Source organism: Microbacterium croceum (assembly GCF_023091245.1).
GTDB classification, from domain to species: domain Bacteria; phylum Actinomycetota; class Actinomycetes; order Actinomycetales; family Microbacteriaceae; genus Microbacterium; species Microbacterium croceum.
The window spans coordinates 320,721-332,669 of sequence record NZ_JAHWXN010000002.1 but is presented as its reverse complement, the minus strand read 5'-3'; the positions used below and the strand labels follow the sequence as shown (position 1 = coordinate 332,669).

At 68.5% G+C, this 11,949-nt stretch carries 12 protein-coding genes and 1 tRNA gene; 6 read left to right on the top strand and 7 right to left on the bottom strand.

Translation table 11 applies throughout. The features are described 5' to 3' along the window. Nucleotides 1-1,104, bottom strand: coding sequence for an ABC transporter ATP-binding protein (locus tag KZC51_RS15620; RefSeq protein WP_247630947.1), 1,104 nt, complete (start codon nt 1,102-1,104; stop codon nt 1-3). Between the two features lie 228 nt (nt 1,105-1,332). Here KZC51_RS15620 and KZC51_RS15615 point away from each other — a divergent pair, with 228 nt between their 5' ends. The 4 genes from KZC51_RS15615 to KZC51_RS15600 all read left to right on the top strand — a co-directional run bounded on the left by KZC51_RS15615 (nt 1,333) and on the right by KZC51_RS15600 (nt 3,758). Then, complete coding sequence (locus KZC51_RS15615) at nt 1,333-2,289, top strand: DsbA family protein (protein ID WP_247630946.1); 957 nt, start codon at nt 1,333-1,335, stop codon at nt 2,287-2,289. A gap of 43 nt (nt 2,290-2,332) precedes the next feature. Beyond that, nucleotides 2,333-2,405: transfer RNA gene (locus KZC51_RS15610), tRNA-Thr, on the top strand. A 64-nt stretch (nt 2,406-2,469) separates the two neighbouring features. Then, nucleotides 2,470-2,742, top strand: coding sequence for a hypothetical protein (locus tag KZC51_RS15605; protein WP_247630945.1), 273 nt, complete (start codon nt 2,470-2,472; stop codon nt 2,740-2,742). A 62-nt stretch (nt 2,743-2,804) separates the two neighbouring features. Continuing rightward, entirely contained in the window at nt 2,805-3,758 is a 954-nt protein-coding gene (locus KZC51_RS15600) for an aldo/keto reductase (protein ID WP_247630944.1), read from the top strand. A 47-nt stretch (nt 3,759-3,805) separates the two neighbouring features. On the opposite strand, the gene KZC51_RS15595 is transcribed toward KZC51_RS15600, so the two are convergent. From KZC51_RS15595 to KZC51_RS15570, 6 genes are all read right to left on the bottom strand, one after another. Continuing rightward, entirely contained in the window at nt 3,806-4,801 is a 996-nt protein-coding gene (locus tag KZC51_RS15595; RefSeq protein ID WP_247630943.1) for a SecDF P1 head subdomain-containing protein, read from the bottom strand. After that, nucleotides 4,798-6,300, bottom strand: a complete 1,503-nt coding sequence (cycA, locus tag KZC51_RS15590; protein WP_308194314.1) for a D-serine/D-alanine/glycine transporter — start codon at nt 6,298-6,300, stop codon at nt 4,798-4,800. The genes KZC51_RS15595 and cycA overlap by 4 nt, the downstream gene beginning before the upstream one ends. Nucleotides 6,301-6,400: 100 nt before the next feature. Beyond that, entirely contained in the window at nt 6,401-7,090 is a 690-nt protein-coding gene (locus tag KZC51_RS15585; protein ID WP_247630942.1) for a response regulator, read from the bottom strand. Then, a complete protein-coding gene (locus KZC51_RS15580; protein ID WP_247630941.1) occupies nt 7,087-8,331 on the bottom strand; it encodes a sensor histidine kinase in 1,245 nt (414 codons plus the stop codon). Before KZC51_RS15580 ends, KZC51_RS15585 begins: the two co-directional genes overlap by 4 nt. Before the next feature lie 10 nt (nt 8,332-8,341). Next, entirely contained in the window at nt 8,342-9,154 is an 813-nt protein-coding gene (locus KZC51_RS15575) for an ABC transporter permease (RefSeq protein WP_247630940.1), read from the bottom strand. Beyond that, nucleotides 9,151-10,062, bottom strand: a complete 912-nt coding sequence (locus KZC51_RS15570; protein WP_247630939.1) for an ABC transporter ATP-binding protein — start codon at nt 10,060-10,062, stop codon at nt 9,151-9,153. Before KZC51_RS15570 ends, KZC51_RS15575 begins: the two co-directional genes overlap by 4 nt. A gap of 177 nt (nt 10,063-10,239) precedes the next feature. On the opposite strand from KZC51_RS15570, the gene KZC51_RS15565 reads away from it, so the two are divergent. Continuing rightward, on the top strand, nt 10,240-11,187 hold the full coding sequence (locus KZC51_RS15565) for an ABC transporter ATP-binding protein (RefSeq protein ID WP_247630938.1): 948 nt from the start codon (nt 10,240-10,242) through the stop codon (nt 11,185-11,187). After that, a complete protein-coding gene (locus KZC51_RS15560; RefSeq protein ID WP_247630937.1) occupies nt 11,184-11,945 on the top strand; it encodes an ABC transporter permease in 762 nt (253 codons plus the stop codon). The genes KZC51_RS15565 and KZC51_RS15560 overlap by 4 nt, the downstream gene beginning before the upstream one ends. Nucleotides 11,946-11,949: the final 4 nt, after the last annotated feature.

Genomic DNA, 11,949 nt, shown 5'->3' with positions numbered 1-11,949 from the left:
TCAGGCGGAGACGACCGGCTTGTCGTTCAGACGTGCGCCGGACTCGATGTCGAACGCGTGCACGTGGCCCGGGTTCGCGGCCAGGGTGACCGTCTCGCCGGCGTTCGGGTGGTTGCGACCGTCGACGCGGGCGACGATGTCGCTGCGCTTGCCGTTGATCTCGGTGTGACCGTAGAGGTAACCGTCGGCGCCGAGCTCTTCGACGAGGTCGACGGTGACCGCGAGGCCCTTGCCGTCGGCCGGACCGACCGTGATGTCCTCGGGGCGCACGCCGACCGTGACCTGGCTGCCGTTCGCGCGACCGACCGTGTCGCGGTCGAGCGGAACGATCTCAGAGCCGAACCGGATGCCGCCGTCGGCGAGGTCGGCGGGGAACAGGTTCATGGCGGGCGAGCCGATGAAGCCGGCCACGAACACGTTGTTCGGCTTCTCGTACAGGTCGCGCGGCGAGCCGACCTGCTGGAGCAGGCCGTCCTTGAGGACCGCGATGCGGTCGCCCATGGTCAGAGCCTCGGTCTGGTCGTGGGTCACGTAGACCGTGGTGACGCCGAGACGACGCTGCAGCGACGCGATCTGCGTGCGGGTCTGGACGCGGAGCTTGGCGTCGAGGTTCGACAGCGGCTCATCCATGAGGAAGACCTGCGGCTGACGCACGATCGCGCGGCCCATGGCGACACGCTGACGCTGACCACCCGAGAGGGCCTTCGGCTTGCGGGTCAGGTAGGGCTCGAGGTCGAGGAGCTTGGCGGCCTCGAGGACACGAGCGGCGCGCTCCTCCTTGCCGACGCCGGCGATCTTGAGCGCGAAGCCCATGTTCTCGGCGACGGTCATGTGCGGGTACAGCGCGTAGTTCTGGAAGACCATCGCGATGTCGCGATCCTTCGGGGGGACATCGGTGACGTCGCGGTCGCCGATGAGGATGCGGCCGGCGTTGACCTCTTCGAGACCGGCGAGCATGCGCAGCGACGTGGACTTACCGCAACCGGACGGACCGACGAGGACGAGGAACTCGCCATCTCCGACCTCGAGGTTCAGCTTGTCGACGGCCGGACGGGTTCCGCCGGGGTACAGGCGGGTGGCGTCATCGAAAGTGACAGATGCCATGGTGGTTCTCCTTCACCGGCAGGTACGTGCCGGACGATCCGTTGTGATGGAAGCGGCGGAGTGACCCGCCGTGACCCGACTCTGGGTCGTGATCAGTATGACATGGACAGCGGCACCTGGGTATTTCTCAGCCTCACTGGTTAACATCGAACACGGCCGCTTGACGCGGCGATCGTCGTCGCAGCGACGATCGGGGCCACCCTGCCCCCCTGAGACTCAAGAGGAACGATGTCGAGCGACGAAACGCCGAACGTCCCCACGCCTCGCAATTCCCGCGAGGCTGTGCGGGAGAAGGCACAGCAGGTCCACGCCCAGCAGTCCAGGGCGCGTCTCATGCGACGGATCATCATCGGCGCGATCGCTGTCGTCGCCGTGGGTGCTATCGGCACGGCCGTGACCCTTGCGGTCTCGGCCCAGGTGTCCAAGCCGCAGCTCTCGCCCACCGGCATGGACGGCGACGGAGTGATCGTCACCAACCTCGTTCCCAGTGCGTCCAACGGCGACGCGCTCGCGACCCCGACTCCGGACGCCTCGGATGCCGGCGCCGAAGAGACTCCGACGCCGGAGCCCACCGCCTCCGAGCGCGTCGACATCCACATCTATGTCGACTACCTTTCCCCGGATGCCGGTGAGTTCGAGCGCGCGAACGCGCGTCAGCTCGCGAACTGGATCACTGAGGGGGCCGTCACAGTCAGCTACCACCCGGTCGCGCTGCTCACCGCCAGCTCCAACGGCACCAAGTACTCCCTCCGCGCGGCTGCTGCCGCCGCGTGCGTGGCCACCCACTCTCCTGAGCAGTTCTACGCGTTCAACCACGATCTTCTCGACGACCAGCCCAAGGTCGGCAGCGACGGCCTCTCCGATGTCGAGTTGGCCGATGTGGCGGGAGCGGTCGGAGTGGACAACCCCAAGGCCGTGCGCTCCTGCATCGAGGACGCGGACTTCGTGAGCTGGGCGAAGGAAGCGACGACCCGTGCGTTGGATGGGCCGCTCGCCGGTTCCGACGACCTCGTGCTCACGTCGGCGCCGATGATCGTCGCCAACGGTGAGGCCTACGTCGGAGCGCTCGACGACCCGTCCGAGTTCTCGCAGTTCGTGCTGACCGTCGCCAGCGACGCGTACTACGAAACGGCCACCCCGACCCCTGCACCCACGGCCACGCCGACCGAGACTCCCGCGAAGTAGGGATTCGAGCTGGCCCGCCACCATCGCTAAGCTGGTGGCACCCGCCGACTTGGCGCAATTGGTAGCGCACCGTACTTGTAATACGGGGGTTACGGGTTCGAGTCCCGTAGTCGGCTCTCACATCATCATGCTCGCTCTGTGCCGGTGCCGCCCGGCCAGGATCACTCGTAGGCTGGAGTCATGCTCGCCGCTCTGATCCGTCCTGTTGAATCTCGTACGGCAACCGTCGAGGGAATCGAGATCCCGGAGTTGCGGGCGGAGCTCCTGAGCCAGGTTCCCGAGGGATGGGACATGGTCTCCGCCCACGTCGAGATGAAGCCCGGCGGCATCCGCGTCGTCGAGGGCAAGTTCGCTCGCCGCGACGGCGTCACCGAGATCCAGGCCGATGACATGGCCGCCCTCGAGGCGCAGGTGCCGGAGGGCTGGCAGATGCTCTCGCTGTGGAAGCTCTAGGGGTCCTCTGCAACATGCCGTCATCGGGGAATGCGGCCTGGCCGCACCCCGTTGTGACGATCATGACTCGTATCGGAACCAGTGATCTTGACGTCTTCCCGCTCTCGCTCGGCGGCAACGTGTTCGGTTGGACGGCCGACCGTGACACCTCCTTCGCCGTCCTCGATGCCTTCGTGGCAGGCGGGGGCGATTTCATCGACACCGCCGACTCCTACAGTGCGTGGGTGCCGGGCAACTCCGGTGGCGAGAGCGAGACGATCATCGGGGAGTGGCTGGCATCCCGGAAGCCCGAGAACGTCGTCGTCGCGACCAAGGTGAGCCAGCACCCCGAGTTCCGCGGACTCGCAGGTGCGAACGTGCGCAAGGCCGCAGAGGCGTCGCTCGCACGTCTGGGCGTCGACGCGATCGACCTGTACTACGCGCACTTCGACGACGAGACGGTTGCGCTCGAGGAGACCGTCGCGGCATTCGGGCAGCTCGTGACCGATGGTCTGGTGCGCCACGTCGCCGTCTCGAACTACTCGGCCGCGCGCATCCGCGAGTGGATCGAGATCGCGCAGCGGACCGGGGTCGCGGTGCCGGTCGCGGTGCAGCCGCACTACAACCTCGTGCACCGTAACGAGGTCGAGGAGACGATCATCCCGGTGGCGGAGGAGTTCGGTCTCGGGCTTGTTCCCTACTACTCGCTCGCGAGCGGGTTCCTGACGGGCAAGTACCGCTCCACGGATGCCGCCGGGCAGTCGTCGCCGCGCGCGCAGGGCGCCGCCACGTACGCGACCGATGCCGGACTCCGCATCATCGATGCACTGGAGGAGATCGGCGAGGCCCATGGTGCGTCGATCGCGGCGACGTCGCTGGCCTGGCTCCGTGCGCAGCCCACGGTCGCCGCACCGATCGCGAGCGCACGCACGGTGGAACAGGTGCCGGATCTGCTCGCCGGCGCCCGGCTCGAGCTGACGGCCGATGAGGTGCAGGTGCTGAACCGCGTCTCGGAGTGGACTCCCGCTCAGGCCTGAGACGAGGAACCGAGTGGGCCCGGCATCGCGCCGGGCCCACTCCTCGCTCAGCCGGCCTTCGCGCCCGCCACGCTGAACGTGACACCGGCGCCGAGTACCCGGAGGCGGTCTGCGGTCTCCTGCACGTCGAAGTCCGGCCCGCCACCGGAGATCTGGAACTCGCCCCCGGCGATCGGGGCCTGCACGACCGGTGCGCTCAACACCCCGTTCGTGTCCACGATGGCGATCCGGCCTCCATCCGCCTGTGCGGCGAGCTGTCCGGTCCACTCCTCGAACTCTGCCGCCGCATCGGGGGAGAGCGCGACTGTCAGGATGTCGCCGGAGACGATGACCTCGGCGATGTCGGAGCCCGGTACACGCGGTCCGTCCGCGAAGAGGTACTGCGTCTCATCGGTGTCATCGCACACCACCGTGAGCTCGTTCCACCGCGTGCTGCCGAAGGGCAGATCTGCGCACGACGGCGACATCTCATCGATGCCGTCGACCTGTCCGCCGTCTCCGGGCACCACCGCGAGGACCTGCGAGAACCCGTTCGCCGGGGGTGAGGCGAGCGACTGCCCGAACTGGGCGATGAGCTCATCCGCCGTGTCCTCATCGAACGACACGACCAGGGAGTCCCCGTCGGATGCGTTGACCGCCAGCACCGCCATGCCCGCCTGCGTCGCGTGCTGATCGACGACGGCGCGCGCGGCGGCCAGCGTCTCGGCATCCAGATCGCGTTCCGCCGTCAGCTCCAGCACCACGGACTTCGCCGAGTCCGGAATGGGGATCTCGGACGCCTCGCTCGACGGAGCCTCCTGCGTGAACAGCGTCAGGCCGCCCCACACCACCAACGCGATGCCGATCGTCCAGATCGCGCTGAGAACAGCGCCGACGACCACGGCGACGGTGGCGATCACGGTCGGCGCTCCGGCGCGTCTCGCCTGCACGCGTGCCACGATGCCGAGTATCACCCCCAGCACGGGGATCAGCACCGCCAGGAGGAGGGACACGAGGGACAGTCCGCTCGTGCGCTGCGCGGTATCGGGTCTTTGGTAGCTCATGCCGTTTCCGTTCCGTCCGCTGCCGCGGAGTCGCCGCGCAGATACGCGATGTGTGCCGCATGCCGGGCGAGGTGGGTGGTCGAGCGCCGGACGAACAGCCAGGCCGCACACAACACGGCGAACCAGATCGGCGTCACCAGCAGCGCGGTGAGCGTGTCGGGCTGTGTGGTCAGCGCCCACAGGATGAACACGAAGAACGCGAGCACCACGGAGACCATCACGACGCCACCCGGCATCCGGAAGGTCGAGCGCGCTGCCTCCTCTCGACGCTTCCGGCGGTACACGATGTAGCTGAGCAGGAAGATCGTCCACACGAACATGAAGCACACGGCCGAGACGGTGGTGACCATGTCGAAGGCGGTTCCGATGTCCTTGCCCGCATAGAGGAGCACGACCCCCGAGAGCAGCAGGATGCAGGAGAGGAACAGGGCGTTCTGCGGCACGCGGCGCCGCGACAGCCGGCCGAACAGCTGTGGGGCGTCGCCGTCCTGCGCGAGTCCGAAGACCATGCGCGAGGTCGAGTAGATGCCGGAGTTCGCGCTCGACATGGCGGAGGTGAGCACCACCAGGTTCACGACCGTGGCGGCGATGCCCAGGCCGGCCAGCGCGAACATCGCGATGAACGGGCTCTCTCCGGCGACGTATTCCGTCCACGGGGTGACCGCCATCAGCACGACCAGCGCGCCCACGTAGAACAGCAGGATGCGGATCGGGATCGCATTGATCGCCTTGGGGAGATTGCGCGTCGGATCCTTCGTCTCGGCGGCCGCGGTGCCGACGAGCTCGATGCCGACGAATGCGAAGACCGCGATCTGGAATCCGGCGACGAACCCCATGAAGCCGTGCGGGAACATCCCGCCGTGGTTCCACAGGTTCGCGAAGCTGGCCGTTCCGGCATCGTGCTGGAATCTCGTGAAGATCATCACGAGACCCGTGATGATGAGCGCGACGATCGCCACGATCTTGATCAGCGCGAACCAGAACTCCATCTCGCCGAACGCGGCGACGCTGGGCAGATTCAGGGCGAGCAGGATCAGGATGACCGCCAGCCCGGGGATCCACAGCGGAATACCCGGGATCAGCGTGTTCGTGTAGCCCGCGATAGCGATCACGTCGGCGACGCCGGTGACCACCCAGCAGAACCAGTACGTCCACCCGGTGAAGAAGCCCGCCCAGGGGCCGAGCAGGTCGCTCGCGAAGTCGCTGAACGACTTGTACTTGAGGTTTGACAGCAGCAGCTCGCCCATCGCCCGCATGACGAAGAACAGCATGAAGCCGATGATCATGTACACGAAGATGACGGAGGGGCCGGCGACCGAGATGGTCTTGCCGCTCCCCATGAACAGGCCGGTGCCGATCGCACCGCCGATCGCGAGCAGTTGGATGTGACGGTTGCTCAGCGCGCGCCGGAGCTGCTGGTCGCCGCCGTCCGCTCCGCCTTCATGGGCGGCCGACTGCGCGGCGGTCGTATCGCGGTTTTCCTGTTCCTGCCTCGTCACTGCGGCCCCCTCCGGTCGTTGCAGCGTGCTGATGCAGGTTAGTCGACGGCGGCGGCAGGGGATGAACGCAGGACCGCGGGTCGAGGACTCGGGTGGCTGTCTACGCCTCCGCGGGCAGCGGCCCCTCGTCGACGAGACCATGGCGATGCGCGAGGATGACGGCGTGGATGCGGTCCCGCGCGCCGAGCTTCGCCAGTACCCGGCCCACATGCGTCTTCACCGTCGACTCGCTCACGAACAGGCTCTGCGCGATCTCGGCGTTGGTGAGTCCGCGGCCGATCGCCAGGAAGACGTCGCGTTCACGGTCGGTGAGCTCGGCGGCGAGGTCGGCGGGGGCACCCGGTTCCGATGACGGCAGCGACGACGTCACGTGCTCCAGCAGCACGCGTGTGATCCGCGGGGACAGTGCGGCGTCGCCCCGGTGAACTGCTCGCAGCGCGGAGAGCATCTCGTGGCGCTGCACATCCTTCAACAGGAAGCCGCTCGCTCCGGAACGGATCGCCCCGAAGGCGTACTCGTCGAGGTCGAAGGTCGTGAGAATGAGCACACGGGTCTGCGGATGCGCGCGCACGATCGCCTCGGTCGCGGCGATGCCGTCCAGTCCGGGCATCCGGATGTCCATCAGCACCAGGTCCGGTCCCAGCGCCCCCGCCTGGGCGATGGCCTCCCGGCCGTCGGAGGCCTCGCCGACCACGATGATGTCGTCCTCGGCCTCCAGGACCATCCGGAAGCCGAGGCGGATGAGCTGCTGGTCGTCGACGAGGAGTACTCGGATCGGTTCGGTCGTCATGGTCTCTCCACCCTCTCATCGGTCGGGATCTCGGCGCGCAGCGCCCATCGTCCGCCGTCGGACGGGCCGTACGTGATGCTCCCGTTCACATGCGTGACGCGCTCCGAGAGTCCGCGCAGTCCGAACCCGGGGGTCTCGGTCGACGGTGCAGCGCCGTCGTTCGTCACCTCCACGGTCACTCCCTCCGTCGCATAGACGAGACGCACGACGACAGATGTCAGCGATGGCGCATGGCGCATGGCGTTCGTGACGCCCTCCTGCACGGTCCGCGAGACGGCGTGCGCAGCGGCCGCGGGCAGAGCAGCCGTCCCGGTCACGGACAGCGACACCGGGAAACCCGCCCGCTGCGCGGTCGCGACGGTCTCGTGCGGAGAAGGCGCCTCGAGCGGGGCGAGGGGCAGGGAATCGTCGTCGGCGTGGAGCACACCGAGCATGGATCGCATCTCGGCGAGGGCGCTCCGCGCCGTCTCGGCGGCGGCCGTCGATGCGGCGCGCGCCTGAGCCGGGTCGGAGGTGGCGGCGGCGCCCTCGGAGAGTGCGACGATCACGGTGAGCGAGTGCGACACGATGTCATGCATCTCGCGGGCGATGCGCGCGCGCTCGGCGGCCGCGGCGAGCTGCGCCTGCTGATCACGCTCGACGAGCAGCTGTCGAGAGCGGTCGATCACGGCGGCAATGTACCGTTTGCGGCCGCCGACGTTGACGCCGATCAGCGTGCCGATCAGACCGAGCACGAGAGCGCTGACGACCGCGTTCGCGGCGATCTGCAGACCGATCATGCCCGTGAGGGTGAGAAGCGCCGCGAACGCGGTCAGCGCGGCCAGTGCGATCGCGAAGCCCTTCCACGCGAACGCGGTCGAGCGGTACACGGCGAGGGCGTAGCAGGTCGCGAGGATCAGCGGAGTGCCGACGGGCATGTCGATGAAGAGGAAGGCAGCCTCGACGGCGAAGGAGGCCACGAAGGGGATGAGCGGCGTACGCCGTCTCCAGAACAGCGTCACGCACGCGCAGACCACGGCGGCGGGCAGCAGCACGGCAAGGATCACCGAGACCCCGCCGGGAAGATCAGAGCTGATCCGCATCGCCGGCGTGAGCGACAGGAAGAGGCACACGAGCGCGATCAGCACGTCCGCGACGCGCGGATGCCGCGCCCAGAACCGACGGAGGATGCCAGGGGGACGCGGAAGCCGCAGCTCCTCGTCCTCACGGACCGAGGCGCTGCGGCTTCGCGTTCTGCTCACCTGCCTGACTTTACGCGTCGCGTGTGCGCAGCACGGCCCACGCGGCGAGCAGGGTGCCCACGGCCCAGCATCCGAGCGTGAGGTAGCCGGTGGGCACATCGACGATCGCGCCATCGCTGGGCAGGATGATGCTCTGCGCGGCGGAGGCCGGCAGGTAGGCGGCCGCCTCCGTGACCCACTTCCAGCTCTCCCCGGCGAAGGAGAAGAAGTTGGTCATGATCGGCAGCACGAACAGCAGACCGACGGTCGCGGCGATCGCACCCGCACCGGAGCGCAGGAGGAAGCCGAACGCGACGCCGATGATCGCGAAGACGGCCATCGTGAACGAGGCCACGATGATCGGCAGGAAGGACGCGGAGGCGTCAGACCAGTCGATGCTCTGATCGCGTGCGGCGACCACCAGCGATACCGCGAGTGCCGCACCGAAGAAGATCACGAGCGAGGACACGAAGAGGAAAGCGGCCAGCACGAGCGCCTTGGCCGTGAGCACCGAGCCGCGCACCGGGTTGGCGGCGAGGGTGGAGCGGATCATGCCGGTCGAGTACTCGCCCGTGACCGCGATCGCGCCCAGGATGCCGGCGAGGAGCATCGTGAACTGGATCGGGGAGACGACCGCCTGGATCGGCTCGAACCCCGGCATGTCGACGGCCTGGGCGATCAGCACCGCGATGCCGACGGTGAGCAGGGCGGTGATGCCGATCGACCACCAGGTGGATCGGACGCTGGCCAGCTTGATCCACTCGCTGCGAACGGCACGGAGGAAGGTGAGGCGCTGGGCGGAGTCGACGCGGGCACGCGTGAGAGGCGGGGCCTGGGTGGTCATGAGATCTCCTTGGTCCGGTACTCGACGGAGTCGCCCGTGAGCGCGAGGTACGCGTCTTCGAGGGAACCGGTGGTCGGGGTGAGTTCGTGCAGCGGGATGCCGCGGTCGGCGGCGAGGTCACCGATGCGTGCGGCGGGCAGTCCCACGATGTCGAGGAGATCGGGCGCGGTGCTCACGATCTCGACCTCGGGGCCGCCGACGGCTGCCGCGAGATCGGCAGCGCGGGGAGTGCGCACGCGCACGGTGTTGCGCGTCCATGCCCGCACGAGCTCGTCGAGTGGGGCGTCGGCGAGCACCTGGCCGCGGCCCATCACGATCACGTGATCGGCGGTCTGCGCCATCTCGCTCATCAGGTGGCTGGACAGCAGCACGGTGCGGCCCTCCGAAGCGGCGTGACGCACGAACTGACGCACCCAGCGCACGCCCTCGGGGTCGAGGCCGTTGACCGGCTCGTCGAGGATCAGCGTGTGCGGATCTCCGAGCAGTGCCGAGGCGATACCGAGGCGCTGGCCCATGCCGAGCGAGAACTTGCCTGCGCGCTTGCGCGCGACCGAGCTGATCCCTGCCAGCTCGATCACCTCGTCCACGCGCGAGGCCGGGATGCCGTGGGTCGCCGCCATGGCACGGAGGTGGTTGCGAGCGGTGCGACCGGTGTGCACGGCCTTGGCATCGAGCAGCACGCCGACCTCGCTGAGCGGGGCGCGCAGTTTGCGGTATTCCGTGCCTGCGACGGTCGCGCGGCCCGACGTCGGCCGGTCGAGGCCCACGATCATCCGCATCGTGGTGGACTTCCCGGCACCGTTCGGCCCGAGGAATCCGGTGACGGTGCCCGGCTGGATCGTGAACGACACGTCCTGGACGGCTGTCTTGTCTCCAAACCTCTTCGTGAGGCCCTCTGCTGTGATCATGTGCACCACGCTACGGAGCAGGCGGGGGGCTGCGCGTCCTCCCCGAGTACCGTTCCTCGGCCTCAGGGTCATCCTGCCGATGGACCCCCAGCACGATGGCAGGACATGACGGATGTCATCCCGAGGGTGTGACATCCGCCTCCGGCGTCGCGTGCGAGCGCGCGGTTGAGTGGAAGCATGAGCAAACCCACCACCGCCGCGACCGCACCTCCGCACTCCGACGCCCCCGCCGTCGACCTGACCGGCGTCGTCCGCCGGTTCGGATACGGCGCGAACCGTGTCGTCGCGGTGGACCGGGTCGACCTGCGCATCGAGCGGGGAGAGGTCGTCGCGTTGCTCGGCCCGAACGGTGCGGGCAAGACGACCACGGTCGACGTGCTGCTCGGCCTCTCCGAACCCGACGAGGGTACCGCGCGTGTGCTGGGAACAGACCCCCGTCACGCGGTCGCCGCTGGGCGACTGGCGGCCGTGCTGCAGACGGGCGGACTGCTCTCCGACCTCACCGTGCGCGAGACCGTGTCGGTCGTGGCGGGGCTGCACGGCGCCCACAGCCGCATCGCCGAGGTGATCGATCGTGCCGACCTCGGGGCGATCTCCCGCCGCCGGGTGGGCAAGTGCTCCGGCGGCGAGAAGCAGCGGGTGAAGTTCGCGCTCGCATTGCTTCCGGATCCGGACGTGCTGGTGCTCGACGAGCCGACCGCGGGGATGGACGTCACGGCGCGCCGCCGATTCTGGGAGGCGATGCGCGCGGATGCCGACGCCGGTCGCACGATCCTCTTCGCCACGCACTACCTCGAGGAGGCCGAGCAGTTCGCCCGGCGCACGGTCGTGATGAACCACGGGCGGGTGGTGGCCGATGGCGCCACTGCTCGTCTGCGCGCCTCGCTCGGCGGCCGCAGCGTGTCTGCGACGGTGCCTCTCGCCTCCGTCACCGCACTCGTCGACGAGCTCCGCACGGATCCCGCGGTCGGAGAGGTGTCGGTGGATGCCGATCGGCTCACCGTCCGCACCGCCGCATCCGACATCCTCGCCGGACGGCTCCTCTCACTCGGCGCGACCGATCTGGAGATCGTCGCTCCGACTCTCGAATCCGCCTTCACCTCGCTCACGGAGGACCAGTCATGACCACGCTCATCGCCCCGGCGCTGTACCGCACGGAGCTCGTGCGCCAGATCCGCAACCCGTACACCCTCGCCTTCACGCTCGCGATGCCGGTCGCGATGTACCTGCTGTTCGGGGCGAGCATGTCGTACGCGTCGCAGAGCGTCGGTCACGCGAACGTCTCGTTCTACGTCATGGTCTCGATGGGGGCGTTCGGCACCGCGACCGCGATGAGCTCGCTCTGCTCCCTCGCGGCGTCCGAGGTCGGGCAAGGGTGGGGGAGACAGCTCGCTCTCACGCCCCTGACGACCACGGGATATGCCGTGACCAAGGTGCTCGCTGCGGTGTCGTTCGCCGCGCTCGCCGTGGTGTTCGTGTATGCGGCGGGTCTCGCCACCGGTGCCGAGGCGGAGGATGCCTGGCGCTGGTTCGCTGCCGCCGGCATCACGCTCGGGCTCGGTCTCGTCTTCGGTCTGTTCGGTCTCGGCGTCGGTCTGGCCTTCAACTCGGATTCGGCTGCCGCGCTCGCCTCGATCTCGATCACGTTCTTCGGGTTCTTCGGCAACGTCTTCATCCCCCTGGACGGCGCGATGCTCGACATCGCGAAGTGGACTCCGATGTACGGCTACGTCGCCCTCGTCCGGTGGCCGGCCACGGACGGGACGCTCGTCGCCGGCGGCGCGGATCCCCTGTGGGTCGTGCTCCTGAACGTCACCGTCTGGGCCATCCTGTTCGCGGCCCTCGTCCGCCTCGGCGTGCTGCGCTCACGTCGGCGTCGTTAGGCTG